This is a genomic window from Thermogladius sp. (genome assembly GCF_049970955.1).
In the GTDB taxonomy this organism is placed as follows: Archaea; Thermoproteota; Thermoprotei_A; order Sulfolobales; family Desulfurococcaceae; genus Thermogladius.
In genome coordinates this window covers 1-25,913 of record NZ_JBMFLY010000013.1, presented here as the reverse complement: position 1 = coordinate 25,913, position 25,913 = coordinate 1, and the positions used below count along the sequence as shown (strand labels likewise).

Sequence of the window (25,913 nt, the reverse complement as noted above, 5' to 3'; positions counted from 1 at the left end):
CGGCGGGTTCCACCTCACTATCGCGGCCGCCCAGTAGTTCGAGCCGGAGATCTTGATGTTGCTGTAGTTGTAGGCGTTCAAGAGGGTCTCCGAGTCTAAAGACACTATGCTCCAGTTCCCGTAGATGACCGTGTAGTTCGAGAGGTTGGCGAAGGGGTCGATTACCGGGGGTATGAACTGTATCCCGAACCACTGCAGCCCACCCGTTATGTTGTAGAGGGCCAGCCTCCAGTCCTGGTCGTTGAGTGTAAGGGGCGCGCCGTAGCCCTCTACTATCAAGCCTTGGCCGCTGGGCGACAGGGTTAGGGGTGTCTTGTAGAACAGCGTGAGCAGCGTCGGGGACGTCTTGCCGGGGAAGGTCGCGTTAACCGCCACGCCCAATAGGCCGCTGAGGTTGTACTGTGATATGCTCCAGCTAGTGGCGTTCACCGGCAGTACGCCCCACGCGCTCTGCACCGCCTGCTGGTCCGCAGCGCTGAAGTTGTAGAACATGGGGAAGACCCCGGGGTCGCTCCTCGACGTCGCGAGGGGTGCGCCCCAGTACATGAATATCGTCTTGTTCGATTTGGCTTCCAAGTAGGGTACCTGAACCCACACGACGGCGCTTGTGGAGTTCCAGTACTCTATCCAGTACCTGAGCGGCGTAACGCCGTCGCTGTCAGCGAACCTCAAGTCGTTTGGGGTCGGCGTGAAGTTGAGGAGCCCGTAGGTGCAGCTGAGATTTGACGGGTTGAACACTACTCTCACAAGGTAGTTGGTCAGGTTTAACCCGGAGTTCTCTATGACGTAGAGGGCCTCTCTGCACAGCCAGGGCACCCCGGACTCGGCGTAGCCGGTGTTGGGGTCGAAGCCCACTCGCGTCGCGTTGTAGACCCAGCTCCCCGTTGCGACCATCACTTGCCTCCCTTGGAGGTCTGCGGGCTTCAGCACCAGGCTGGCAGACCAGACCTTGTTGTCCGCCGCCGCGGCCACTACGTAGAGAGCGGCCGGGTCGTAGTCGGCTCTCTGCCTAATGGCGGGGAAGTACTGTGCTAGGACACTGCCGTTACCGATGTAGACGTTGTAGCCGGCCCCGTAGTAGACCTCAACCGGGAGGTTGAGCGTCAGGAGGCTGCCGTTGGCCCCCGATACCAGGAGGTTCCTGAGGGAGCCGGCGAGGAGAGACGAGACGGCGCTCAGCACGTTCTCCATGTTCCTCCTGTTCATGACGTCGACCGTGGTGAACGCGTACAGTGAGAGCGCGACGAAGACGGCTATCATCGCCGCGAAGCCTATCAAGTGCGTGAAGACGGGTGTGGGCACTAGCCCATCACCACCGTGACGTTGACTACCGTGAGCGAGACCGTCACCGGGCCTCCCGTGTACTGCCTGTATATGTCCCTCGGCCCCAGGGTGACCGGGCTACTGAGGGCCGGGCTCTTCACCACCACTGTGAGGTTGTAGACGTTCGAGTACCAGTAGGTCGAGGAGCTGGACGCGTACAGCTCGGCGAACCCCCTGCCCGGGGATAGCACGGGGTTGAGCACTACGACCATTAAGTTGAAGTAGTAGAACGAGCCCAGTCTATCGAAGGTGGCCTGGACGCTCGCGTAGAGGCGGCAGGTGTCCAGCTCTATTCGGGCCGAGCCGTTCTCGTAGAACTCCCTCACGCTGGGTACAAGCCTGGGGTCGTCGACTACGAGGGAGCTGTTTCCGTAAAGGTATCGCGAGGACTGGGCGTACGTAGAGTAGGAGGCGGCTGTTATAGAGTAGCACGGTAGTAAGAGGGCGGGGCTCGTGCTCGAGTTCACGTACACCCCCACGTAGCCGGACAGCCTGTAGCCCAGGGCCATGGTGGACCTGGGGTAGGTCACTGCGTAGTCGCCGCCGTTCAGCACGTAGAGCATGTTGGTCGCCATACTGAGGAGGACCTGCCTGTAGTAGAGGTACTCTGCCCGGTAGACGTTGTTGAAGCCGGCTAAATAAGAGTAGCCCAAAACGAGGGAGAGCAGCGCGAGCAGGACGCCCGTCATGATAACAGTAGCAAAAACCTCGGAGACCCCATTCAAACTAGCGCACCTTACCCGGCCATTACTTTTAGACTTGTGTAAACGTCTAAATTAAGTTTTCCTCGCACAGTCCGGCACTGGACCTCGGGTACGCGGGCCATGGGCCTGTTCAGGTTTTAGGGGCTTACCCCCCTCCTCCCCGCCCACGTGTCAACCTACCATCACACCTATTTTAATGACCCGGAGCTCGACCTCTACCCCGTAGCTCGAGCTGGACAACGCGGTTTGGATGTCGGGGGGTAGCTGGACTTGCTCACCGTTTATGTAGATGGACAAGCTCGTTACGTTGGTGTACACCAGGTCGATGTCCCTACTCGGGTCGTGTCTCAGCACTAGCAGGCCCTGCCCGTAGACCTCGGGTGGTCGGTCCGGTCTGTTAAGCCCTGTGAAGTTCGCTACCATGAAGGTAACCCTGGCTTTAACGCCCAGCGTGGAGTTCACGTAGACTACCTGGTATGTGACCACGGATGGGTCTAAGACGAGGACGCTCGCCCCCTGCTGGTAGTACTCGTAGACCAGCATACCGGGGTGTCCCGAGGGTAGGAGGCTCGAGTTGACCCCGTATACGAGGTTGAACCCCTGTACGAGGTTCCTCCTGACCACGGCTGTCAGAGCCGTGATGTTCCCCACTACGACCCTCGTGTTGTTGACCACGAGTGTGAGGTTGAAGGGCCTCGTGGCGAACCCGATGGAGACGTAGTTAAACGGGTAGCTGTACTCGAGCTTGAACGGTTGTTCTAGGGCTGAGACCGCTATGTTCCTGAACACGGACTTGACGTAGCCGAATTCCACGGAGGCCTGGTTCCTGTCCAGGTAGAACATCACGTACATGAACCCGGCTATAGATATGCTCAGGGTGACGGCGAAGAGTATGACTGCCGAGACTGCCTCGCTTAGCCCTCTCAGCTCAACCACCAGTTATTCCCACTAGCCCGCCCCCGAACATCGGCGTGAGGACGAAGAACGCGACCGAGGCTATTGTCAGGATCAGCGCGTGCTTGAAGCCGGAGGCCGTCGACTCGTTTGCCACTTTGCCCGCGACCAGGCCCATTATGTAGCTGTTCAGCACTATACTGGGCAGTACCTGGCTAGCGGCTGCCTGGTAAGCGCCGACGCTGACCGGGAGCTGCCCCATGAAGCTCGCCATCAATATGACGGTCATGGACGAGAGTATGGCGCCCATGTAAGGTACTATCATCAGCGTCCTCAAGCTACGCTTCTTCTCCAGGTCCATTGCCTCGACGCTCTCGGCGAAACCGGCGAGAGACTCGAGGACCTCGATGGTGCCGCCGCCTACCTCGATGCTGTCCGTGAGCATGTAAAGGAGGACCTTGGCCCTCCACACCCTTATCTTCCTGAGGAGCTCGTCTATGATCCTCCCCAGTGGTATACCCAGCTCGAGCTCGAGAGCCATCTTCCTCAGGTAGTTGGTGAACACACCGTAGTTCCTCCTACTCAGCTCGAGAATGCTCCTCTCGGGTGAGAGGCCCGTCTTCCTGACCTCGACCAGGTCTCTTATGAACCTCGTGATGCCGTTTATGATCTTGTACTCTCTCGATACGTGCTCGTAGTAGGCGACCGCTGGGATGGTGGCGTAGATCAGCGCCATTCCCAGCGCTACGCTGCCGTAGGTGTAGCCCGGCAAGTGGTATAGCTCTGCCGGCCAGACCAGCATGGTGTACATTCCACTGAGCACGGGGTTGTACTTCAGGGGGTGGTAGGGGGGTATGCTCGTGTAGAGGACCCAGCCGAAGAACAGGAACAGCGCTGTTAAGGGCATTGTGAGGCCCAACGCGACTATGTAGGGTCTCCAGTCCATCCAGGGCTCCTTGAACTGGAGGAGGTCGGCGAAGTATATGACGGCGAAGGACAGGAGAGGGAGGAGTATGTACAAGAGCATGAACATACCTCCACCAGTCAGACCGAACGGGAGGACGCCGGCGAAACTCTGTGTAACGAAGTACATGACCGTCATTGTAAGAAGCGTCAAGAGGACTACCGCGAGGTAGGACTCGAGGAGGCCTCCCAGCCTGTCGGCTGTTATCTTGATCCTCACGAGGAGGTCGTTGAATAGTGCTCTAGCCTTTTTGTTCAAGTAGTCGATCACGTCGCCGCCGGCCCTCACCGTTGTGACGTAGCCTGCCAGCACGTCTCTCACGATAGGGCTGGGAGACCTCTCGCCTAGTAGGCTGAAGGCCGTCAGGGGGTCTTTGCCGAGAACTCTTACAAGTAGCGTGAACCTCTGCCCTATCTCAGCGCTGTGAGGCAATATCTTGCCGCTCCTCGCCACTCTCTCGAACGCCACGTACGGGCTCATACCGCTCTGGACTAGGACGCTCAAGTAGCTCATAGTGTAGGGGAACTCTGTGTCGATGGCCGAGGCCCTGTTCGAGACGCGCAGGCTCGGGTAGGCCACGAAGAGTAGGAATACGAGGGAGGGCAAGACGACCGCTATTACCCCCAAGACCACGAGCCTCAAGAGGACGGCTAATGCGAGGAGAGCTACGGCCGCCCCCGTGGAGATTGCCAGGGAGAAGACGATCAGGGAAGCGTAGACGGGCGGGTGGATGTGGAGGTCCGACCTCCTGATAGAGGTGCTGATAGACGGGTAAACCTCGAGTATCTTCAGACCTAGGGGCTCAAACCACTTGTACACCTTGTCGAGAAAACCCATTAAGCGACCCTCACACAGTTAGATATCGCATCCCCCAACTTTATATTGTTGCTAAACAAGAAATATAATTGTCTGGAGGGAGCTTTTGCCGAAACTGTCGATTAAACTCCCCTTGCAGAGGGTGAGGAAGCCGAAGAGCGAGTTGGGCGAGCTCGTCAAGGCCATAACACCGGTCGAGGAGCCCCTGCGGCTCCTGATCAGGGAGCCGGGCTCTAAAGTCCTAGACTCCTACTACGTTTACAAGCCTTTCGTCAAGGTCACGGTCGCAGAGACTAAAGAAGGCATTGTCTACTATGTAGAGGAGTTCGGGCTGACCGAGGAAGACAGGGCGGTCCTAGAGAAGCTCACAGACATCGTAATGGACGAGATGAGGCCGCCGGCGAAACCCGGTGCTGTCAAAGACCTAAGGGAGTACGTCTACTCGGAGATACAGAGGATAGCCGACAAGTACAAGGAGAAGCTGGGGCTTGTGGGCTCCCGGAGGATCAAGCTGATGTACTACCTGGAGAGGAACCTGTTAGGCTACGGTCCCATAGACCCCCTGATGAGGGACCCCAACATCGAGGACATATCCTGCAACGGTGTCAAGACCCCTGTCTTCGTCTGGCACAAGAAGTTCGAGAGCATCCCCACGAACATAATCTTCGAAAGCGAGGACTACCTGAACGAGTTCGTCATGAAGCTCGCCCACATGTCCGGGAAGCACATCAGCGTGGCCTACCCAATAGTCGACGCGATGCTACCAGAGAAGCACAGGCTCGCCGCCACGTTCGGGAGGGAGGTGTCCGTCAAGGGCCCCACCTTCACTATAAGGAAGTTCAGGGAGAGGCCTTTCAGCCCCGTCGAGCTCATAGAGGGGAGAGTAATAGACTCGGTGGTGGGGGCCTACCTCTGGACGCTCATCGAGCACGGCAAGACGGCGATGATAGCGGGCGGCACGGGTGCCGGCAAGACCTCGCTGCTGAACGCGATCTCGCTCTTCATCAAGCCCGGGAAGAAGATCGTCACGATCGAGGACACGCCGGAGCTCAACCTCCCACACGTCAACTGGACGCAGCTAACCAGTAGAGAGACCTTCGTGGTCGGCCAGAGCGTCGGGACTAGCGTTAGGCTCTACGACTTGGTCAAGCTCAGCCTGAGGTACAGGCCAGACTACATTATCGTCGGCGAGGTCAGGGGGGAGGAGGCCTTCGTGCTCTTCCAGAGCATGGCGACCGGGCACGGCGGCCTCTCAACCATCCACGCCGAGACGCTCGACTACGCGATAAAGAGGCTCACAAGCCCCCCGATGAACATACCGCCGGCCTACATGAAGTTGATGAACGTGTTCATACACATACAGAGGGTCCTCACAAGGGTCGAGAAAGGCGTTGTCTCTGTGCGGAGGAGGGTCACAGTAGTACAGGAGGTGGAGGACGCCGACAAGTACATCAAAATCGCGCAGTGGGACCCGCGGACGGACAGCTTCATAGTAGACCTCTCGAAGAGCATTCACCTCCGAGACATAGCCGAGAAGAGGGGGCTCGACTTCGAGGACGTACTCGAGGAGATCGAGAGGAAGGCCACCATCCTCAACTGGATGAGGGTTAGAGGGATAACCGATGCTTGGGACGTTGCAGGGATCATTTTCGACTACTACCACGACCCCGAGGCAGTCTACAAGAGGGCTCTCGGAGAGCTCGAAGAAGCACACGTAGAGGTCCCGAGGCTCGCCGAGAAAGCCCCCGTCGAGATCGAGAAGACTATCGAGATATCTTCTGGGGGGAAGTCTACTACTGCTCAAGGGAGACAAGGATCTTGACCGGCATATTGACGTCGTACTTCGAGGCCAGGAGTTCGAGGTCCCTCTCGATCGCCTCCTTCAACTTCAAGTGCTCGCACTTCTTCATGAGCCCAGCCTTCTTAACGCTCACTCTCACGTAGAGCACGCCCTTCGATAGTGAGACGCCGAACGACACTACCCTACAGCCGTAGAAGTTAGAGTAGTCGTTGACCAGCCTCTCCAGCTCTACGTTGAACGACTTTATCTTCTCGGCCTCCACGGCCAGGAGGGGCTGTTGCACAGCGGGCGCCTCCGCTTTCTGGGCCTCGGCCCTCGGCTTCTCGGGTACCTGACTAGTCTTCTCCTCTTCCACCAGGGGTAGGACCTCGTAGACGTACGCCGTAACAGGCCTGTCTTTCGCCGACATAGCTAAGACCACGAGAGGTTTTAAACCCGCTACTCTCGTCGAGGACTGCGTGAGGCTGACCATCGAGGAGGAGACCAGGACCCCCTTCTCGATGTACACGGTAAACTTGTAGTCCTCGAGCCTCACGGTCACCAGTATGTTCTTGTCTGGGCTGAGAGACGTTATGTTCAGGACGTCGTCGTAGCCCAGCTTGACGACCTTGACCAGCTTGCTCCTGAGGAGGAGGCTGGCCTCGGCGCTCAGGTCTTTCAGCAACTCCAGCCTAGAGTAGTCTATGTTGAGCCTCGTTATGAGGTTGTAGATCTCCTGCTCCGTGACCAAAAAACACAGCCCTGAGACTAGAATTATGCTTACGTCGATTTATAAGTAAGCCCCCGAGAAGTGGACCGGCCGGGATTTGAACCCGGGACCTCCGCCGTGCGAGGGCGGCGCTCTTCCAGCTGAGCTACCGGCCCTCAATACTATTTAAATAAGTGGAGGATTTTAATACTTCAATCAAGCCGGTTCCGCCTATTCGCGTGGTAGACGGGTGTGCTTAGTTGAGTGGCGAGGTCGAGCACAGGAGGCGTATTAGAGAGGAGCTGATCTCGAAGAACATCAACCCGTACCCACACAAGCCCCTCTACCAACCGGCGAGCTTGAAAAGTATCCTAGACAACCCCGTGGAGGGGGCCGAAGTCGCTGTGGCCGGCAGAGTAGCAGCCGTTCGGAGACACGGTGGCCTCGTGTTCCTCGACATAGTTGACGACGGGCTACGCATTCAGGCGTCGATAGACAAGAGCAAGGCCGGAGACGTCTTCGAGTTCTTCGGCAAGTACGTAGACCTCGGAGACTTCGTGAACGTGAAGGGCGTGTTGTACAGGACTAGGAGGGGTGAGCTGACTGTAGACGTCAGGGGGCTTCAGCTGCTGGCGAAGAGCCTCCGCGCACCGCCTGTGAAGTACGGGCACAGGCTGCTCGACCCGGAGGTCAGGTACAGGAAGAGGTACCTCGACATGATGCTGACACCAGACGTTAGGAGAGTGCTCGAGGTTAAGTTCAAGGTCCTGGAGGAGACGAGGAAGTTTATGTGGGGGAAGGGCTTCGTCGAGGTCGAGACCCCTGTCCTACAGCCTATATACGGCGGCGCAGAAGCCAGGCCTTTCAAGACCTACGTCTGGGCTCTGAACACCGAGTGGTACCTCAGGATCAGCCTCGAACTACACTTGAAGAGGTTCATTATCGGGGGGTTCAACAAAGTCTTCGAGATCGGTAAGGTTTTCAGGAACGAGGACATCGACGCCCAGCACAACCCCGAGTTCACGATGCTGGAGGCCTACCAGGCCTACGCGGACTACAACGACATGATGGACTTGACAGAGGAGCTTATAAGCCACCTGGCCGAGAAGGTCGTGGGGAGGAGTGTCGTCGAGGTGCCCGTTGGAGACGTCAAGGAGAGGATAGACCTGTCGCGCCCGTTCAAGAGGATGACTATGTACGAGGCCTTCAAGGAGTACGCCGGTATAGACGTCGAGAAGCTCGGCGACGACGAGATCAGAGACCTGTTGGCCAAGAACGCGATAAGCCTGGCAGGCGGGTACGACAGGGGGAGGGCTATAGTGAAGCTGTTCGACAAGCTCGTGGGCAGGAAGTACCTGGTTCAGCCTGTGTTCATCACCGACTACCCGAGGTCGTCCTCGCCGCTGGCGAAGCCCCACAGGTACAACCCTGACTTAGCAGAGAGGTTCGAGCTGTTCATCGCCGGCATGGAGATCGCCAACGCCTACACGGAGCTGAACGACCCGGTTCTACAGGCAGAGTACTTCAGGGCCGAGGAGGAGAGGAGGAGGAGGGGCGACGAGGAGGCGCACCCGTTTGACTGGGACTTCGTGGAGGCGCTGGAGTACGGGATGCCCCCCACCGGGGGGCTTGGAGTCGGGCTAGACAGGGTTAGCATGGTCCTAGCAGGTGTCTCGTCTATTAAGGAAGTCATACCGTTCCCGATGATGAAATAAGCCATCAAGCCGGGAGGTTGAAGCCGGCCTCGAGGGCTTTGAAGTTCACCTCGTGATACCTCTTGTCCAGTAGCTCTGCTATACCCATCTTCACGTAGTCGAGGGGCAGTAGGTTCGTCACCTTGACGACGTGGCCTAAGAGGAGTATGTTCGCGACTCTCGGGTTGTTCAACAGCCTCTCTGCCAGCCTCGTGTACTCGTGGGCGTAGAGCTTGGCCTCGGTCCTGACCTCCCCCTGGTAGAAGGTCTTGTCAAGGAATACGAACGTCTCTCTCTGGGCTAGCTTGAGGTAGCTGTCGAGGTTGTAGGGGTAGAGGAGTATCATTATGTACGGGTTTGTGACCGAGACGAAGTTGAAGGTCTCCTCGAGGCTGTCGGCTATGACCATGTCGACCCTGCTCTCACCACCCCTCGTCTCGGAGGCGTAGTGCTCCGTCCCGGACGTGTAGTAGTTCATGTACTTAGACGCGACGAAGCCGATCAGCCTACCCAGTAGTAGGACGCCCTGGCCCCCTCTCCCGACGATGAGTATCTCGTGCCTCAACTCTCAACCCCTCTTCACCAGGTCGAGGTACGAAGGGTTGTTCCTGACGACGTACTCCCCTATGACGATCCCCTTCTCCCAGTCTATGTCGGACTCGTCTATTACCGGGTTGGGCTTGTACTTCACCCTCTTCTTCAGCTCCTCGAACATCGTGACCGGGTTCCTCAACCCGATGTGCCTGCCGTAGACCTCGGGGCACGTGCTTATCACCTCGAGGAACCTGAAACCCCTCATCCCCAGAGCCTTGTAAGTGAACATCTCGATGTAGTGCGGTGTTGTGACGCTGGCCCTCGCGACGTAGTTCGCGTTGAGGCTCGCGACCAGCTTTACTACGTTGAGAGGCGGCTCTGGGTTCCCGCGAGGGGTGGTCGTCGTGTAGACTTTCAACGGCGTGGTTGGGGCCAGTTGACCGCCGGTCATGGCGTACACGAAGTTGGTTATCATAACGACGAACAGGTCCATGTTCCTCTTGGCAGCGTGCAACAGGTGGTTGCCTCCTATACCTGCTATGTCCCCGTCGCCACCGACGACTATGACTTCTAGGCTCGGGTTTGCGAGCTTGACGCCGGTAGCGAACGGTATGGCTCGCCCGTGGAGCGTGTGGGCAGAGTCGAAGTCGACGTAGAAGGAGACTCTAGCGGAGCAGCCGATACCGGTAACAAAGACCACCTTGTTCCTGTCGAGCTTCCCCTCGTTTATCCTCCTGTCAATGGCCCTCAGCATGGCGCCTAGTGCTATGCCTATCCCGCAACCTGGGCACCATATGTGGGGGAGCCTGTCGGTCCTCAGGTACTTGTCAAGGGGGTGGAGGGTCAGCTTGGCTAGAGCCATCTGGCGACGGCCTCCATCACCTCACTGAACTTAGGGGGGTCGACCGTTAAAATCGGGGAGAAAAACGTCCTCGCCGAACCGGCGATCCTAGCGACGTCCAAGTAGACTCTCCCCGTGTTGTTCTCGACGACGATGACCTTGCCCGCCCTCGAGAGGGCCCTCCACAGCCTCTCTTCGTCCAGTGGCCAGAGCGTCTTCAGCCTCAAGAAGCCCACCTTAGCCCCTTTCTGCCTCAGAGCCTTGACTACCGGGTACACCATGCGCGCGGTCGACCCGTACGCTACTACGACGGTGTCCGAGTCCTCGACCCAGTACTCCTCCTGCTCGTAGATGTAGCCCACACCCCTCCTTATCTTCTCGTTGAGCCTCGTGATCATCTCGCGGTAAGTCACGGAGTCCTGGCGGTAGTACCCCAGCTCGTCGTGGACAAGGGACTCGACTATCACCTTGTAGCCCTCGCCGAAGACGGCCATCGGCGGTACTAGGTCCTCGCCGGGCTGGTAGGGCCTGTACTCCTCTGGGGGCACAGAGGGCTTCTTCCTCTCTATGATCTCCACCTCACCCGGCTCCCTGACGTAGAGCGTCTCCCACATGTGGGCTATGTTGGCGTCCGAGAGAAGCACTACAGGCGTCCTGAACTTCTCCGCCACGTTGAAGGACTTTATGGTCATGTCGTAGCAGTCCTGGACGCTCCAGGGTGCGAACACCGGGATCGTGTAGTCCCCGTGCGCTAGCCAGCGGGCCTGGTACACGTCCGACTGCGTCGCCTTCGTCGGTATCCCGGTGCTAGGCCCCGCCCTCATGATGTCGACTACCACGACCGGGGTCTCGGTGGCGACCGCGAGGCTTATCCCCTCCGCCATCAGCGAGAAGCCGGGGCCGCTCGTAGCGGTCATGGCTTTGACGCCAGCCCACGACGCGCCTATCGCGGCGTTTATACTGGCTATCTCGTCCTCGAACTGGACCACTATACCGCCGTAGCTCGGCAGTTTCTCTGCCAGGTACTCCATGAGGTCTGAAGCCGGCGTTATCGGGTAGCCGGCGTAGAACTTGAGCCCCGACAGTATCGCGGCCTCAGCGATAGCCCTGTTACCCGACAAGAACTCCCGTCTCAACTCCTGCCACCCTTCGTCACGTATATCGCGAACTCGGGGCAGACGTACTCGCACAGCCTACAGCCGATGCACTTGTCGGGCTCTGTCACCACTGGAGGCCTGTAGCCGAAACGGTTTGAATTCTGACCCTTCACCAGTATTTTAACGGGGCAGATGGCGATACAAAACTCGCACTCCTTGCACCTGTCCCTGATCACGTTGACGACGAACCTAGAACCAGCGTACTCGTCTACAGCTAGCGCTAGCGTTTGCGTCAATAGCCAGCACACCCTTAGCCACTAAATGCATACTACCAGGTGCTCCTTTTAACGATACGGACACGACGTGTTTAACACTTGTGTATCTGTTCACCCATACAAATACGTTCGCGCGGGGCAGCGTATAGCCCGTTTCCAACTTGGTTCTAGATAGATATTTAAATCAACTCAGGTGATAGATTGAACCCGGTGTCTAGATGCTCATAGAGATCACGTGGTACGGGAGGGGTGGACAGGGGGCGTGGACCTCGAGCAACATCCTAGCAATGGCGGCCGCCCTTGACGGGAAGCACGCCCAGAGCTTCCCAGCCTTCGGCCCCGAGAGGTCAGGAGCCCCCATGCTGGCCTTTACGAGGATAAGCGACGAGCCGATCGAGATCCACAGCATGGTCTACAACCCGGATGTCGTGATCGTCCTGGACGACAGCCTCATATCCCCCAAGGTGTACGCGGGTATCAAGGAGAACGGCATCCTGGTCCTGAACTACGAGGGGGACAAGGAGTCGCTCTTCAAGAGGCTCGGCGACCTCCCACAAGGTGTGAAGGTCTACACCACGCCCGCTACGAGGCTCGCACTCGAGATCCTGAAGGCCAACATAACCAACACGGCAATGATAGGCGGGTTGATGAAGGCGTGGAGCATTGTCTCCTGGGGCAGCCTGGAGAAGGCGGTGAAGGAGAGGTTCAAGGGAGCTGTCGCGGACAAGAACATCGATTTAATAAGGAAGTCGTATGACTTGACTGTGAAGGTGAAGTAGATGTCCCAACAAGCCGGTTGGAGAAGCCTCCCTAAAGCCGGCGTAGCCTTCAGGCTGTCGACCGACTACAAGACGGGGGACTGGAGAGCCCTAAAACCGGTTATAGACTACAACAAGTGCACGAAGTGCATGCTCTGCTGGTTGTTCTGCCCCGACATGGCGATAGTCTGGGACGGTGAGAACGTGGTTGTGAACTACGACTACTGTAAGGGCTGCGGTATCTGCGCCAACGAGTGCCCGGTTAAGGCCATAAGCATGGTACCCGAGTTCTAGGTGGTGGCCGTGACCCAGGCCGTGGTTAAACCCCGAGTCCCCTTGGAGAAGCAGGTCATGATGACCGTGAACGGCGACGAGGCCGTGGCCTACGCCGTCAAGCAGAGCCTGGTCGACGTCGTCGCCGCGTACCCCATAACGCCCCAGACGATCATAGTCGAGAAGTTCTCGGAGTTCGTGGCGGACGGCGAGGTGAAGACCGAGTTCATCCCAGTGGAGTCGGAGCACTCCGCCATGAGCGCCTGCGTCGGGGCCGCTGCCGCGGGCGCCAGGGCCTTCACAGCGACCTCTGCACAGGGGCTCGCCCTCATGGTGGAGGTACTGTACATCGCGTCTGCCCTGAGGCTACCCATAGTCATGGCGGTTGTCAACAGGGCCCTCTCGGCCCCGATCAACATACACAACGACCACAGCGACGCGTACCTCATGAGGGACTCGGGCTGGATACAGCTATTCGCCGAGAACGTACAGGAGGCCTACGACACGACTATCCAGGCCTTCAAGATAGCCGAGGACGAGAGGGTGCTCTTGCCCGTGGCCGTTAACCTGGACGGCTTCTTCCTCAGCCACACACTCGAGAACATCTACATGCTCCCCGACGAGGTCGTCCACGAGTTCCTCGGCGGCTACAGGAAGGTGAGCAAGGTGAAGGTCGACTACTTCGACGAGGAGGTACCTCTCGCACTCAACCCGGCTAGGCCCCTGAGCTTCGGCAACCTGGACTTGTACGACTTCTACTTCGAGCACAAGGTCCAGCAGGTGGAGGCAATGAAGAACGTCCCCGAGGTCGTGCGCGAGGTCAACGAGGAGTGGTTCAAGTTGACTGGGAGGAGGTACGGCGACGGCATACTAGACCCGTTCGAGGTAGAGGACGCCGACGTGGTCCTAGTGGGTATGGGAAGCGGCGTCGGCACCATGAGGAGCGTCGTGAGGAGGCTGAGGAAGGAGGGCCTTAAGGTGGGGCTGGTGAAGCTCAGGATGTTCAGGCCCTTCCCGTTCAAGGAGGTCGCTGAGGTGTTGAAGAACGCTAAAGTGGTGGCGGTAATGGAGAAGGGGATAAGCCCGGGTAGCTACGGCCCGCTATTCCTCGAGATCAATACAGCTCTGTACGACCTGAAGAACAGGCCGGCGCTGGTCAACTACATCTACGGGCTGGGCGGTAGAGACCTCGTCCCGGACCTCGTCGAGGGGATGATAAGAGGGTTGTTCAAGGAGCTCGAGAAGGGGGTGTTCGAGCCCAAGCTCAGGTACCTCGGCGTGAGGGAGTGAGGTGGTAGGCGTGGTCGTAAAGACCCTGCCCGAGTTCCCCGTCAAGAAGGGCGAGCCGGCGTACAAGCTCTGGCTGTTCGAGCCCGGGCAAAAGGTCGAGATGCCTCTGGTCTTCAACCTCAGGCAACTAGCTGAGACGAGAAGGCCGGCCCTACTGCCGGGCCACAGGCTGTGCGCTGGCTGCGCTGCCCCAATAGTAGTCAAGCTCGCGAGCTTCGCCTTCAGAGGCCCCACTATAGTCGTCACGGCAACGGGCTGCCTCGAGGTCTCGACCACAATCTTCCCGTACACCAGCTGGGCTGTCCCGTGGATCCACAACGCGTTCGAGAACGCAGCGGCGACGGCCTCCGGTATAGCGGCCGCTATAGAGGCCATGAAGAAGACCGGGAGACTGCCCTACGAGCACGTCGACGTCGTCGTCTTCGCGGGCGACGGCGGCACCTTCGACATCGGCTTCCAGGCCCTCAGCGGCGCGGCTGAGAGGGGCCACGACTTCCTCTACATACTCTACGACAACGAGGCGTACATGAACACCGGGATACAGAGGAGCGGCGGCACGCCCAAGTACGCTTGGACCACGACGTCGCCCGTGGGGAGCGTGCTGCCGGGTAAGATGGAGAACAAGAAGCCCATAGCAGAGATAATGGTGGCTCACAGGATACCCTACGTAGCGACCGCGACGCCGGCCCACTGGATGGACTTCATGAAGAAGGTGAGGAAGGGTATAGAAGTGAAGGGCCCCGCTTTCATACACGCCCTGAGCAGCTGCGACAGGGGTTGGAGGCACGACCCAGCGCTGACGCTAGAGGTGACGAGGAGGGCTGTGGACACCTGCTACTTCCCGCTGTGGGAGTGGACGCCCGAGACAGGCTACTTGCTCACCGATAGGAGCCTGGCCATCGCCAGGAACCCCAAGCTGAAGCAGCCGATCGAGAAGTACCTCGAGCTACAGGGTAGGTTCAGGCACCTGCTGAAGCCCGAGAACAGGCACCTGGTGAAGGAGCTGCAGGAGCTAGTCGACGCCGCCTGGGAGGAGCTGCTCAGGAAGGCAAGTAACGCCCCAAGGTGAACGGCGAGGAGCAGAACGAGTTTTTTAGACAAGGTCGATTTAAGGAGTAGCCTTGTCGCCTGCGTTGGGTCCCCGCTGAGAGGAGACGACAGGATAGGGCTTATCGTGTGCGAGGAGCTTTCCAAGTGTGGAGTCCCCAGCGTAGTCTGCGAGTACGGCCTAGAGAACTGCCTCTCACACATCTTCTCGGCCAGGCCCGAGAACCTGGTAGTGGTGGACGCGGTCTACTCGGACAAGCTGGGCGAGGGGGACATAGTCCTAGTCGACCTCGACAAGGTCTCCGAGTACTACATCCCCACCACGCATAGTCTCCCCCTCAGGATGCTCGTGGACATGCTGGTGAGAGGGGGTGCTGTAAAGAGGGTCTACATCATAGGGGTCTCGGTCAAGAATCTGGACGTGTCACTGGAGGTCTCGCAAAGGGTGTTAGAGGCCGGCATGAATCTCTCTAGAGCGTTATGCGAGGCTTTTAAAGAGGGTAAGGTAGACGAGGAGGGGCGACGCAGCGGTCTTCAGGATTAGCCTGAAGTGCTCGTCGTAGTCGAGGGGGTTGAACAACCCGCTAGAGCTTACGACTTTTAATATAGGCGGTGCCAGCTCTGGTACTCCAATGCCCGAGAACCCCCTCTCCAGCGAGTTCAGACGCGCTAGCCTCTTGACCTCCCTCTCGTAAGTCGCCGGGTTCTCAAGCGACTCGACGAGAACCCTAGCCAGCCTGGCGACGTAGTAAAGACCCCCGTAGGTGAACGGCTTCACCAGTCCGAGGGCGTCCCCTATAAAGAAGACCCTACCACGTATGTGAGGCCTAGACAATTGCCCCGGCTTGACCACCACCCCTCCGAAGAAGCCCAGTAGCCTCCTGTACTTTACCCCCGCAACGCCGAGCACCTTCTCGACGGCCGACCCGGGGTCTCCGACGTGCCTCTCGGTCAGGTACCCCGCTAAGCCGAGGCCGTCGCCTATCGGCACAAACCAGGAGAACAGCGCGCCGCCTACGCTATACTCTACGTGTATTGTGTCCTCGCCTCCCTCGTGTTCAACGAGTGCCTGTAGGCCATACAAGTACTCCCGTCTCCTCCCGTTGAAGAACCTGAAGAACTCGCTCGTAGAGCCGTCGGCTACAACGAGCCTGTCGAAGCGTACAATGTCATCACCCGCCCTCACGCTGTACGTGTCTAGCGGCTTAGCCCTCACGCCCGTCTGGAGGCTGTGGCCGAGCCTGCTCGCCTTATCGGCTAGCTTCTCCTCGAGTAGCGGTCTCTCGAGGTAGAAGGCGACCTCTCTACTAAACTCCACCAGGTAGCTCCCCAGCCTGGTGTGGAACAGGAACCTCTTGTAGCCCCGTTTAACGACCCTGGGTGTTAAAAGCTTGGCGAAGAAGCTCGCGGTGTAGTGGCCGACGATGCTTGTACAGTGGCGTGGCTCTCCGAACCTGGGGTGCTCCTCGTAGAGCAGTACATCCCGATCCCTGATCAGCGACGCTACCGTGAGGCCGGCGGGGCCGCCGCCGACCACTACGACTCTACTCATTCTCCTCCACGTAGTCCCTCGAAGACGTCCGCAACGTGTATCTCGCGGCTCTCAGGGCATTCGCGATGTACTTGAAAGCAGCCAGAGGGTCGGTCTTCTCCCCACAAGTGTATACGTCCACCGTGGCGAAGGAGTACTCGGGCCACGTGTGTATCGATATGTGGCTCTCGAGGACCACCGCGAAGACTGTAACGCCCGGGTCGATCTTCCACGTCTTCACGTCTAGGATCGTGAAGTTGCCCACCTTAGCCGACTCCTCGACGACCTTTCTCAAATACACGGGGTCGCTCAACAAATCTGGGTCGCAACCGTAGAGCTCGCCGTAAACGTGCTTCCCCACGACCTTCTTTTTCAAACTCTCTATGTAAACACTCATCCCTGAATCACCCACTAAATAACTCCCCCCTGGGGGCTTTTAAAGGTTTCACCCCCTCCCCCCTTCCCGTGATCAAGGGTATGGGGGGTTGGTCGCGTGTATGGGGTGGTTGTCCGGACGTGATACAAAAAACAGGTATATATCGTGGTATACTATTGCTTAAACCGGGGTTTTGGTTTGAGACTCTTCGGCACTGCCGGCATTAGGTTACGGTATCCCGGCGAGATAGACCCTGTTCTATGCTACAGGATAGGGCTAGCAGTCTCGAGACTGGGGCTTTCCCGCAAGGCGTTTATCGTCCACGACTCAAGGACGACAAGCCAGGTCCTGACACTCGCTACGGCTACAGGTCTTATGGCTGGAGGGGTGGACGTCTACTTAGTCGGCTTAGCACCCACGCCCGTCGCGGCTTACGCGGCTAAGAGGGGGAGGGGGGTCGGCGTCAGCGTAACTGCAAGCCACAACCCCCCGGAGTACAACGGGCTCAAGTTCTACGACCCGGAAGGCTTTGAGTTCGTCAGGGGTTTGGAAAAAGAGGTCGAGGAGGCGGTCTTCAACAAGGCCCTATCACCCCTGGGGTGGAGCGAGGCGGGCAGGTTCCACACTGAGCCGGGCCTCGTGGACGACTACGTCGAGGACTTGTACGAGTTGACGCGCCCGCGGAGGGTAGCCTGGAGGCCCGTACTAGTTGTCGACCTGGCAAACGGGGCCGCCGGCCATGTGACGCCCACTCTTCTGAGGATGATAGGTGCCACCCCACTCACGGTCAACGCCAACCCGGACGGCTTCTTCCCCGTGAGGACGCCTGAGCCGAGGAAGGACGTCCTCGAGTCTTACATAGGCCTCTACTCCAGCGTCAAGCCGGCGGCCGTCCTCGCACACGACGGGGACGCCGACAGGCTAGCAGTACTCGACCCAGTAGAGGGCTTCATAAAGCAGGACAGGGTCATAGCCTTCTTCATTGACGAGCTGGGCGGAGGCTCGAAGGGGAAGGTAGTCGTGAGCGTGGACACTGGGCGGGTCGTGGACGAGGTCGCCGAGAGGCACGGGCTCAGCGTAGAGAGGTACCTGCTTGGCAAGACTCACGAGAGGGTGAAGGAGGACCCCAGCGTAGTGATAGCGGCAGAGCCCTGGAAGCTCATCTACCCCAGGTGGGGACCGTGGGTCGACGGCGTGCTACAGGCCGCGCTGATAAGCAAGGTTGTAGTAGAGGAGGGCAAGAGGTTCGCCGAGGTGCTGAAGGACAGGGGGATTAAGGAGTACCCGTGGGACAGGAGGAGCTACAAGTTGAAGCCGGAGGAGAAGCTGGACGCCGTCTACCGCAGGCTGGCCGAGAACCTCAGGAACAAGTTCGGGGAGCCCGTGAGGGAGACCCTCATAGACGGGTACAGGTACGACTACGACGACGGCTCTTGGTTGCTGGTAAGGCGTAGCGGTACAGAGCCTAAGATAAGGTTCTACATAGAGGCCCCGTCGAGAGACAAGCTCAGGACGATGGTGGAGACCGTAGAGTCGGAGGTGGGGAGAACAGTAAAAGAGTACTCTGCTGTGGTCGAGGAAGTGACGGTGGGCTAGAGCAACCTCTTCAAGAACGCGGGCAGGTCCTGTTGCCAGACCTCCACGACACCTGGCGGGCTCAGGTGGCGGTTGTACTCGTTTCTGACGAAGACGGGGTGCTCGACCTCGCCGAACACCTCTATGTCGCTCTCGCTGTCCCCGAAGAAGTAGACCTCTGAGACTCCGAGAAGCGCCCTGGCAACCCTCAACCCTACGGCCTTGCTCGTCTCAGCTACGTAGACCTCTATGAACGGGCGCTGGTACTTGAACACGAAGAGCCCCCTCTTTTCAGACTCCTCCTCGACCGCGACGACGTCCGCCGGCTTACTGGGGCACCTCCTCCACCCGACACCCAGCCCGAGAGCCCTCCCTAGAAGGCTCTTCTTCAGCTCTACCCGGAGGCAGGGTTCTCTCAGCCTCTCGTACAGCTCCTCGACGTCTCTAGACCTGCGCTCGTCGAGAGCCCTTAAGGGGTACACGAGGTAGCCCCCCGCGAGGACCTCGAGGCCGTTAACCCCGATGTACGCGTCGGCAGAGGGGACTTGCTCGACCAGAAAGCTCGTGCTCCTCGTAGAGGCGATCAGCAGCCTGTACTTCCTCTTCAGCTCTCGGAGAACGCCCTGTACCCAGGGCAGTGGGATGTCCTCCCCTATCTCCGCCAGTACCCCGTCGTAGTCGAACACGAGAGCCTTATCTACCAAGAGTGTCTCCACCAGCGCTCTGACTCGGCTAGTCTCACTCTCCGAACGCCCTGTCTCCTGCATCACCTAGGCCGGGGACTATATAACCCTTCTCGTTGACTGTGGGGTCGACCGCCGCTGTGTAGATCGTGGCGTCCAGGTTGTACTCCTCGACCACCTCTCTAACCCTGTCGATCGCGAGCGGTGTAGCTATGGCGCCCACGACGAAGACCTTCCGGGGCCTGCTCTTGGACAGCACTATCTTGAGGACCTCCCTGATCGTCGAGCCCGTAGCCAGCATAGGGTCCACTATAATGACGGTGTCCTCACTACTTATTTTCGGCAGCCTCACGTACGTGATCTCGACGTCGAAGGTTTTGTCAGCGCGCATCCCCTTCTCTTCCACCCTCCTGGCGGAGACTACGCCTTGCCTAGCGTTGTAGAAGATCTTTATCAGCCCCTCCGTCATGGGCATGCCTGCCCTCAAAACGGTTATTATCACCACCTTGTCCATGTCCTTGAACCTGACACCCTCCGTCTTGACGCCTAGTGGTGTCTCGACTTCCACGCGCTCCAGCTCTAGGTCTCTCGTTATCTCAAAGCCCATGGCCCTGCCGAGCCTTACCATGGCCTTCCTGAACTCTATCTGCCTGATATTCTTGTCTCTTAGAGTGGTGAGGACTACCTGTATATACGGGTGATCTAGTACTCGGACCTTTAGCAAAGCCCTGGCTAACTAATCCCCCTGGAGACTATTAAACTTGATGTAACGGATAGGGATATTACCCCACTGAGCTAAAAATGGAAAATGTGAGGCAAATGCGCGAGGACCTCTACGGCTACGGGGACAACAGGTGCAGGGTGATATACGAGCAGAGGCCAGGCATACCAGTCCTACTCCTACACGGATACAGCTTCACTAGCGATGTCTGGAGGGACATAGGGCTCCTAGGCGAACTCGACGGGAGGAGGATCCCCTACCTCGCAGTCGACATGCCGTACGGTAAAGTCTCGAAGTGCATCAAACACACCAGGAACCCCGTGGAGAACGTGGAGTTTGCCAAGAGCGCCTACAAGGCGTTCTTCGGCGAAGTCCCGCCCCTAGTCGTAGGGGCGAGCCTCGGCGGTTACATCGCCCTGAGGTACGCTACGTCAAACCCCGTCGCGGGTCTTCTACTAGTCGCGCCGGTCGGGGCGGGGGAGTTTGTAGACGCCTTCAAGAGAATGAAGGTGAAAATGAGGATCTTCTACGGGGAGAGAGACGACATAGTCGACTACGCTGAGTTGAGGGACTTCGCCTCAGCGGTGGGAGGGGAGCTAGTGGTCTACGAGGACGCGGGCCACGCGCTGTACCTAGACCAGCCCAGTAGGTTCCTCAGGGACTTCGCAGACTTCTACAACAAGATTCTGCCTAAACCTCCGTGAGCGGACATCGCACCTTTTTAAAACACCTTTTAATCAGAGTGTGTTAAGAGAGCGTGGTTTATAGTGGCCGAGTACGCCGTCATAGCGCACACAGACATGGACGGTGTAGCGGGGGCCGGTGTCTACGCGCTGGCTTCAGGGGAGTGGCCTAGGTACGTCTACTTCACCGAGCCCTACAAACTGCACAGACTACTCGGCGAAAAACTCGACAAGATCAAGGAGGTGGAGAAGCTGGTAGTGATAGACCTCGGCGTCAACCCGGGCGGTTTCCCCGAGCTAGTAGGCTCTGTCAGAGAGCTCGCGGCAAAAGGTGTTAGCGTGGAGTGGTACGACCACCACTTATGGGATGACGAGTGGGTGGCAGCGGTAAGCGGGGCCGGCGTCAAGCTATACCTCGACACGTCGACGTGTGCGACCGGCGTCGTTTACAGGTACTACGCGGCGGGGAGGGTGAACAGGGAGATAGCCGAGGAACTCGTCCCTGGCGTCTGCGCCGGGGACTTGTGGACGTTCGACCACTGGAGGGGTGGCTGGTACCTCAGGCTCATCAGGAGGGGCGACAGCGACTCGTGGAGGTTGAAGGTCATGAGGGAGGTCTTTAAGGGGAGGGCCTGGACTAGTAGCTTCACCGAAAAAGTGGAGGAAGCAATGGACGGGGAGCTCAGGGCCCTCTCCAGCGTAGAGAACATTGTCGTGAGAGAGGCGGACGGCATCCGCGTGGTCGCGGCTTACGAGAATAGCGATGTCGAGAACAGCTTCCTCGCAGCCTACCTGCTCACCAGGTACAGCGCCGACGTCGCCGTGATCGCATCGGTAGACGGGAAGCTGAGCCTGAGGAGTAGGAGCGTAGACGTTAGAAGGGTCGCGGTGAAGCTGGGTGGGGGAGGGCACATGTACGCCAGCGGCGCCAAGGTGACGATTCCCCTGTCGAGGAAGCTCCTCTCGCTCGTAGACAAGAAGGCGCTCCTGAACTACGTAGCCGACAAGGTATATTCCGCTCTAGTCTGAGCCCCCGCATATAGGGGGCAACAGGTAGATCCTGCCGTCCACGCCCTCTACCTCGACGACTGCGCCCTCCACGTACATAAGGCTCACAGCCGAGGCTACCACGGCGTCCTCTTCGTCCCTCGTGAGCCTGCCCGGCAAGGCCAACCCTAGCCTCGACGCCAGCTCGCCCAGGCCGCGGCACTTACTCGACTTGAGCGCGCTCCTGGGGTGCGTCTCGAGCACGACTACGCCCATGCTACTTAAGCGCGAGGCTAGCCTCACCCCCCTCTCGACGAGCATGCTCATGCCCCTCCAGCCAGGAGGGAGCACCCTGAAGCCCAGCCTGACCATAACCCTGTCGACGTGCCTGTAGGAGGGGCTGTGCGAGAGGGGGGAGTCGATGGCGACAACCAGGGCTTTATGGCGCGTGAGGAAGTCTACTATCTCCTCGTCGCTGTACAGCGACTCGACGCGTAGGTCCCTCCCCGAAATCACCGCTACGCCCGAGGGCCTTCGATCGCTCCCCCGCAGGTCTACGCCGGCTACTGTCACCATTTAACTCTAGGTCCCCTGTTGAACCCTATGAGCCTCGCATACTCGTCGAACAGCTCCTCGACTCTACTCGCCCAGCTCCTAATCCCCTCGGGGCTCCTCGGGTACTCGTCCCTGTACAAGGTCGTAACCTTGTTCATGTAGTTCCGGACTATCCTCAGCTCACCCAGCAGGCTAGGCCTCCCGAGGAGCTTGATCACTGTGCTGATAGAGCTGACGACCCTGTCCCCCAGGCTGCCCTTTACGCCTATGTCGTACACGGCCGAGCCGTCTACCAGCTTGTTCCTTATTATCCAGTCGAAGTCGTCGTTGGACAGCCTCTGGAGGTACATGCGAAGGACGTCGAGACTGGCCTGTTTGACCCCGTACGCTTCTAGGTACTTCAGGTTCACCTCCCACATGTTGCCTGTGTCCGGCTCCCCCTGCTCAAGGACGTTCGCCAGGTGCGTTGCTAGTATGTTCGCGGCCTCCATAGTCGACCCTATCCCGCCTCCGTGGACTGGGTTCACGGTGTACGCCGCGTCCCCCACGCTCCCCACGTTACTCCAGACCATTGTAGGGAGGGGTCTCCTCGTCGGCACTATACCTCCCCCCGCGTGGACTACCCTACCCTTGAACCTCTCCCTCAAGTACCTGTCATAGTTGTGCCTCGGGTTGAACCCCGACCCCCCTATCACCCCGAGCCCGACGTTCACCACCGTGCCCTCTCTGTTCTTGGGGAACATCCACCAGTAGCCGCCGGGGGCCACTCTCGTGTTGAGGTATATGACGGCGTAGTGGACGTCCGCCTCGCTCACCCCGTTCTCGAGCTCGACGACCTCCCTGTACGCCAGGTTGAAGTCCGTCTCGTACGGCCTCTCGGCGATGGGCCAGTCCTCGGGTAGCCTGGTCCTCAGAGCGGGCCTCGCGCCACTCGCGTCTATGTAGAACCTCGCCTTAAGGTCGACTACCCCTCCCCCGGTCTTCTTCACCCTTACGCTGCTCACCCTCCCCTCCTTAACCTCTACGCCGACCAGGAAGTGCTCGTCGTACAGCTCGACACCCCGGTCTAGGGCGTTCTTCAGTAGCCACTGCCCGAACCTGACCCTGTTGACGCTGACCCCTTCTCCCGGGACGATTATCTCGTGCTCCTCGCTGGGGCTCTTTATCTTCACACCCCTATACCTGTGGTCTACCACGCTGTCTGGGATCTGCAGCCCTATGTGCTCGAAGTGGTGCACCCCGATGGCGTCGCCGCAGGTCTTGTCCCCGATCTTCCCCCTAGGCTTGCTCTCCACGAGGGCGACCTTGAAGCCCTTGGAGGCCAGCACGAGCGAGGAGTACAGCCCGCCGACCCCCGCACCTACCACTACTACGTCGTACACGCGAGTACACCTCTGCACTTGGAGAGGCTAATCCCTGTTGAATGAAATAAGCTTTAAGCGGAGCTAGGGGTCACGGGAGAGTCTTCAGTAACATGCCCTCCACGGTTATAAGGGAGTACTTCGACGCCAGCGAGATGGCCTCCTCGAGCCTGCTCTCGCTGTTACTGTATATGGTGAACAGGGGGTCGCCCTTGTTGACCCTGTAGCCCACCTTCGCGTGGAACTGTATCCCGGCACCTTTGTCGAAGGGGGCCCCCGCCGCTCTAGCCACCATGGTTACCGCCGCGTTGTCGATGTACGTCACCGCCCCCTCTAGAGGCGACTTGAACGTGTAAGTGTACCTGCCCAGCGGGACCTCCTCGGGTTTAATGTTCGGGTTGCCGCCCTGGGCCTCGATTATCTCCTTGAACTTCTCGTAGGCCCTGCCCGACGAGAACAGCTCCCTCGCGTAGCTCTCGCCCTGGCCAGGCGGCACCTTACCGCTCAGCTCCATGGTCAAGCCGGCTATCAGGACGGCCTTGTCGACTAGGCTCCTCGACCCCCTCCTGTTCAACAGAGCCTCCAACGCCTCCTTCGCCTCGAGGGCGGGCCCCACGCTCATGCCTATGGGTTGCCCCCCGAACGTGATGGCCACCTTGATCCTCATGCCGAGCTTCGCGGCCTGCCTTATGAAGAGGCCCGCCAGCTGGTCTGCGTGGCCCGGCTCCTCTATCTTCGCCTTCTTCCCCACGGGAATGTCTATCACCAGGGACTCGACGCTCATCGCGAGCTTCTTGCTCAGTATACTCGCGACCATCTGGTGCCACGGGTCTATGGAAAGCTTCCTCTCCACGTTCACGAAGATGTCGTCTGCCGGGGCCAGGTTGAGCTTCCCGCCCCAGACCAGGAGCCCTCTCGTCTTCTTGGCGAGCTCTCTTATCTCTTCCGCTGTGAAGTCCACTCTCGCTAGGACCTCCATCGTGTCGGCCGTGCCGGCCGGGCTGGTTATAGCCCTGCTACTAGTCTTCGGGATGAGCAGGCCGAACGACGCGACAATGGGCACCGCCACCATCGCGACCTTGCTGTTCCCCGGGACTCCGCCAATACTGTGCTCGTCGAAGACGGGCTCGTCGAAGCTTATCTTCACGCCCGTCTCTACCATGGCCTTTATGAGGCTCGTGAGCTCGTCCTCGTCTAGGACGTAAAACTGCTGGCTGAGCAAGAACGCGGCTATCTCGGCCTCGCCGTACGCCCCGTTCACGACGTCTCTTATTATCGAGTACATCTCGTTGTAGCTCAGACGCTCCCCCCGAATCCTCTTGAGCAGGTAGGCGTACGACCCGGGGAGGCCGGCTGGCTTGACCTGAACCGGGTAGCCCTCTTTCAGGCCGAGCTTCTCGGCCAGCTCGATAGACGCGAGGACCCTCCCCTTCGCCACCATGGTCTTGGTCAGCGTAACCGTGGCGTAGGCCTCTCTGTCCTCGTACTTGACGAGGACCTTAGAGTGGGGTGTTAAACTCATCTCGAGAGCGTCTTGCTCGTTCACGACTAGAAGGGGGCTTCCCGTGGAGACCTCGAGCACGCCCGCGGTAAAATTCCTGACCCCCTTGGATACGAGCATACTTACTACCCTCGACACAGACTGTAGGAGACACTATTCTATATCCTTAGGGGATTAAAAACCTGGTCAAGCGGGCTCTCCGAACACGGCCTCAGCCGGTCTCCTCCACGTCTATGCTCCCGTCCCTCATCAGGTAGATCTTGACCTTCTTCTTGAGCCTAGGGTAGCCGGCGCCTGCCTTGAAACGTAGAAGCCCGAATATGTAGTCGAAGTTCGCCTTGACCTTGACGCCCGCTTTGTCTGCCTCGTCGATGACCGTCCTCGGTACGTCCACTAGCCTGACCCCCTCGTCGAGCGTTATCACTTTCACGGCCATGATCTCCCGGTAGACCCTGAGAGTCTCGGCCGCGAGCTCTATCTTCCTGAGGGCCCTCTTCTCCGCGATAGCAACCGCCGACCTGGACATCCCCAGCCTAGAAGCGACCTCTGCCTGGGTGAGGCCCTGGGCTCTCAGCTTCAAGACCTCGTACTGCTTCTCGGTCAAGAGGCCGTACTTTCCCATACTTACACCACTTACTGCTTTAATACACGGAGCGGCTCTATAAAGTGAAAGCTTTTATACTGAGGGGGGCCTCCGTTATGGGGTTGGTGGGACCATGTTGGAATGGAGTTAAGGTCTTCCCAAAGACCCGACCTCCTACCCAAGTCCTGGTACAACATAGTCCCAGACCTCCCGGAGAAAATCCCCCCCTACATCCTGCCGGACGGAACCGTTGTGAAACCCGAGATGTTCCACGCCCTGTTCGCCAGGGAACTCGTCAGGCAGGAGTTCAGCGACGAGAGGTTCATTAAAATACCCGACGAGCTCTCCGAGTACTACC

The 25,913-nt window shown here is 58.8% G+C and carries 26 protein-coding genes, 1 tRNA gene and 2 pseudogenes; 11 read left to right on the top strand and 18 right to left on the bottom strand.

The window, feature by feature from the left end; genetic code table 11:
• From ACP5VX_RS03210 to ACP5VX_RS03195, 4 genes are all read right to left on the bottom strand, one after another.
• Nucleotides 1-1,302: DUF2341 domain-containing protein (locus tag ACP5VX_RS03210; RefSeq protein WP_428724459.1), on the bottom strand; the 1,302-nt coding region annotated here is incomplete at its 3' end.
• Complete coding sequence (locus ACP5VX_RS03205; RefSeq protein ID WP_428724458.1) at nucleotides 1,302-2,048, bottom strand: hypothetical protein; 747 nt, start codon at nucleotides 2,046-2,048, stop codon at nucleotides 1,302-1,304. The genes ACP5VX_RS03205 and ACP5VX_RS03210, both read right to left, overlap by 1 nt.
• 150 nt (nucleotides 2,049-2,198) lie before the next feature.
• Complete coding sequence (locus ACP5VX_RS03200; protein WP_428724457.1) at nucleotides 2,199-2,963, bottom strand: hypothetical protein; 765 nt, start codon at nucleotides 2,961-2,963, stop codon at nucleotides 2,199-2,201.
• Nucleotides 2,956-4,722: a type II secretion system F family protein gene (locus ACP5VX_RS03195; protein WP_428724456.1), complete on the bottom strand. Its 1,767-nt coding sequence runs from the start codon at nucleotides 4,720-4,722 to the stop codon at nucleotides 2,956-2,958. The genes ACP5VX_RS03200 and ACP5VX_RS03195 overlap by 8 nt, the downstream gene beginning before the upstream one ends.
• Nucleotides 4,723-4,816: 94 nt before the next feature.
• Here ACP5VX_RS03195 and ACP5VX_RS03190 point away from each other — a divergent pair, with 94 nt between their 5' ends.
• Nucleotides 4,817-6,523, top strand: coding sequence for a type II/IV secretion system ATPase subunit (locus tag ACP5VX_RS03190; RefSeq protein ID WP_428724462.1), 1,707 nt, complete (start codon nucleotides 4,817-4,819; stop codon nucleotides 6,521-6,523).
• Here ACP5VX_RS03190 and ACP5VX_RS03185 read toward each other — a convergent pair.
• Entirely contained in the window at nucleotides 6,495-7,232 is a 738-nt protein-coding gene (locus tag ACP5VX_RS03185; protein ID WP_428724455.1) for a hypothetical protein, read from the bottom strand. The two genes, ACP5VX_RS03190 and ACP5VX_RS03185, sit on opposite strands and share 29 nt — an antisense overlap.
• Nucleotides 7,233-7,293: 61 nt before the next feature.
• Nucleotides 7,294-7,366: transfer RNA gene (locus ACP5VX_RS03180), tRNA-Ala, on the bottom strand.
• A gap of 84 nt (nucleotides 7,367-7,450) precedes the next feature.
• On the opposite strand from ACP5VX_RS03180, the gene lysS reads away from it, so the two are divergent.
• On the top strand, nucleotides 7,451-8,905 hold the full coding sequence (gene lysS, locus ACP5VX_RS03175) for a lysine--tRNA ligase (RefSeq protein ID WP_428724454.1): 1,455 nt from the start codon (nucleotides 7,451-7,453) through the stop codon (nucleotides 8,903-8,905).
• A 4-nt stretch (nucleotides 8,906-8,909) separates the two neighbouring features.
• Here the strand turns inward: lysS and ACP5VX_RS03170 are convergent, their stop codons facing one another.
• From ACP5VX_RS03170 to ACP5VX_RS03155, 4 genes are read right to left on the bottom strand one after another with little or no spacing between them, the layout of a single operon-like run.
• Nucleotides 8,910-9,449 carry a 2-oxoacid:acceptor oxidoreductase family protein gene (locus ACP5VX_RS03170; protein WP_428724453.1) on the bottom strand — a complete coding sequence of 180 codons (540 nt, stop codon included), beginning with the start codon at nucleotides 9,447-9,449 and terminating at the stop codon, nucleotides 8,910-8,912.
• A 3-nt stretch (nucleotides 9,450-9,452) separates the two neighbouring features.
• Nucleotides 9,453-10,280, bottom strand: a complete 828-nt coding sequence (locus tag ACP5VX_RS03165; RefSeq protein WP_428724452.1) for a thiamine pyrophosphate-dependent enzyme — start codon at nucleotides 10,278-10,280, stop codon at nucleotides 9,453-9,455.
• Nucleotides 10,271-11,395 (bottom strand): 2-oxoacid:acceptor oxidoreductase subunit alpha, encoded by a 1,125-nt coding sequence (locus tag ACP5VX_RS03160; RefSeq protein WP_428724451.1) that lies wholly within the window; start codon nucleotides 11,393-11,395, stop codon nucleotides 10,271-10,273. Before ACP5VX_RS03160 ends, ACP5VX_RS03165 begins: the two co-directional genes overlap by 10 nt.
• Nucleotides 11,392-11,652 carry a 4Fe-4S dicluster domain-containing protein gene (locus tag ACP5VX_RS03155; RefSeq protein ID WP_428724450.1) on the bottom strand — a complete coding sequence of 87 codons (261 nt, stop codon included), beginning with the start codon at nucleotides 11,650-11,652 and terminating at the stop codon, nucleotides 11,392-11,394. The genes ACP5VX_RS03160 and ACP5VX_RS03155 overlap by 4 nt, the downstream gene beginning before the upstream one ends.
• 197 nt (nucleotides 11,653-11,849) lie before the next feature.
• Here ACP5VX_RS03155 and ACP5VX_RS03150 point away from each other — a divergent pair, with 197 nt between their 5' ends.
• The 5 genes and pseudogenes from ACP5VX_RS03150 to ACP5VX_RS03130 all read left to right on the top strand — a co-directional run.
• Nucleotides 11,850-12,410 carry a 2-oxoacid:acceptor oxidoreductase family protein gene (locus ACP5VX_RS03150; RefSeq protein ID WP_428724449.1) on the top strand — a complete coding sequence of 187 codons (561 nt, stop codon included), beginning with the start codon at nucleotides 11,850-11,852 and terminating at the stop codon, nucleotides 12,408-12,410.
• Nucleotides 12,411-12,683, top strand: coding sequence for a 4Fe-4S binding protein (locus ACP5VX_RS03145; protein ID WP_428724448.1), 273 nt, complete (start codon nucleotides 12,411-12,413; stop codon nucleotides 12,681-12,683).
• A 60-nt stretch (nucleotides 12,684-12,743) separates the two neighbouring features.
• On the top strand, nucleotides 12,744-13,952 hold the full coding sequence (locus ACP5VX_RS03140; RefSeq protein WP_428724461.1) for a transketolase C-terminal domain-containing protein: 1,209 nt from the start codon (nucleotides 12,744-12,746) through the stop codon (nucleotides 13,950-13,952).
• A gap of 10 nt (nucleotides 13,953-13,962) precedes the next feature.
• Nucleotides 13,963-15,021, top strand: a complete 1,059-nt coding sequence (locus tag ACP5VX_RS03135; RefSeq protein ID WP_428724447.1) for a thiamine pyrophosphate-dependent enzyme — start codon at nucleotides 13,963-13,965, stop codon at nucleotides 15,019-15,021.
• A gap of 63 nt (nucleotides 15,022-15,084) precedes the next feature.
• A pseudogene (locus tag ACP5VX_RS03130) lies at nucleotides 15,085-15,543 on the top strand (hydrogenase maturation protease); the annotation flags it as partial.
• On the opposite strand, the gene ACP5VX_RS03125 reads toward ACP5VX_RS03130, so the two are convergent.
• Both ACP5VX_RS03125 and speD read right to left on the bottom strand, forming a co-directional pair.
• On the bottom strand, nucleotides 15,478-16,551 hold the full coding sequence (locus ACP5VX_RS03125) for an NAD(P)/FAD-dependent oxidoreductase (protein WP_428724446.1): 1,074 nt from the start codon (nucleotides 16,549-16,551) through the stop codon (nucleotides 15,478-15,480). The pseudogene ACP5VX_RS03130 and the gene ACP5VX_RS03125 overlap by 66 nt on opposite strands.
• Nucleotides 16,544-16,927: an adenosylmethionine decarboxylase gene (speD, locus tag ACP5VX_RS03120; RefSeq protein WP_428724445.1), complete on the bottom strand. Its 384-nt coding sequence runs from the start codon at nucleotides 16,925-16,927 to the stop codon at nucleotides 16,544-16,546. Before speD ends, ACP5VX_RS03125 begins: the two co-directional genes overlap by 8 nt.
• 144 nt (nucleotides 16,928-17,071) lie before the next feature.
• Between speD and ACP5VX_RS03115 the strand changes: the two genes are divergently transcribed.
• Nucleotides 17,072-18,502 carry a phosphoglucomutase gene (locus ACP5VX_RS03115; protein ID WP_428724444.1) on the top strand — a complete coding sequence of 477 codons (1,431 nt, stop codon included), beginning with the start codon at nucleotides 17,072-17,074 and terminating at the stop codon, nucleotides 18,500-18,502.
• Here ACP5VX_RS03115 and ACP5VX_RS03110 read toward each other — a convergent pair.
• A complete protein-coding gene (locus ACP5VX_RS03110) occupies nucleotides 18,499-19,185 on the bottom strand; it encodes an HAD hydrolase family protein (RefSeq protein WP_428724443.1) in 687 nt (228 codons plus the stop codon). The two genes, ACP5VX_RS03115 and ACP5VX_RS03110, sit on opposite strands and share 4 nt — an antisense overlap.
• 34 nt (nucleotides 19,186-19,219) lie before the next feature.
• The gene (upp, locus tag ACP5VX_RS03105; RefSeq protein WP_428724442.1) at nucleotides 19,220-19,888 is read right to left on the bottom strand and encodes a uracil phosphoribosyltransferase; all 669 of its coding nucleotides are present in this window, start codon (nucleotides 19,886-19,888) and stop codon (nucleotides 19,220-19,222) included.
• Between the two features lie 95 nt (nucleotides 19,889-19,983).
• Between upp and ACP5VX_RS03100 the strand changes: the two genes are divergently transcribed.
• Nucleotides 19,984-20,589, top strand: coding sequence for an alpha/beta fold hydrolase (locus ACP5VX_RS03100; RefSeq protein ID WP_428724441.1), 606 nt, complete (start codon nucleotides 19,984-19,986; stop codon nucleotides 20,587-20,589).
• Between the two features lie 63 nt (nucleotides 20,590-20,652).
• Entirely contained in the window at nucleotides 20,653-21,597 is a 945-nt protein-coding gene (locus ACP5VX_RS03095) for a DHH family phosphoesterase (RefSeq protein WP_428724440.1), read from the top strand.
• On the opposite strand, the gene ACP5VX_RS03090 is transcribed toward ACP5VX_RS03095, so the two are convergent.
• From ACP5VX_RS03090 to ACP5VX_RS03075, 4 genes are all read right to left on the bottom strand, one after another.
• Complete coding sequence (locus ACP5VX_RS03090; RefSeq protein ID WP_428724439.1) at nucleotides 21,589-22,131, bottom strand: DUF429 domain-containing protein; 543 nt, start codon at nucleotides 22,129-22,131, stop codon at nucleotides 21,589-21,591. The genes ACP5VX_RS03095 and ACP5VX_RS03090 overlap by 9 nt on opposite strands.
• Nucleotides 22,125-23,492 (bottom strand): geranylgeranyl reductase family protein, encoded by a 1,368-nt coding sequence (locus ACP5VX_RS03085; protein WP_428724438.1) that lies wholly within the window; start codon nucleotides 23,490-23,492, stop codon nucleotides 22,125-22,127. Before ACP5VX_RS03085 ends, ACP5VX_RS03090 begins: the two co-directional genes overlap by 7 nt.
• 70 nt (nucleotides 23,493-23,562) lie before the next feature.
• On the bottom strand, nucleotides 23,563-25,092 hold the full coding sequence (locus ACP5VX_RS03080; protein ID WP_428724460.1) for an AMP phosphorylase: 1,530 nt from the start codon (nucleotides 25,090-25,092) through the stop codon (nucleotides 23,563-23,565).
• 91 nt (nucleotides 25,093-25,183) lie between these two features.
• Complete coding sequence (locus ACP5VX_RS03075; protein WP_428724437.1) at nucleotides 25,184-25,594, bottom strand: Tfx family DNA-binding protein; 411 nt, start codon at nucleotides 25,592-25,594, stop codon at nucleotides 25,184-25,186.
• A gap of 102 nt (nucleotides 25,595-25,696) precedes the next feature.
• Here ACP5VX_RS03075 and ACP5VX_RS03070 point away from each other — a divergent pair.
• A pseudogene (locus tag ACP5VX_RS03070) lies at nucleotides 25,697-25,913 on the top strand (TrpB-like pyridoxal phosphate-dependent enzyme); the annotation flags it as partial.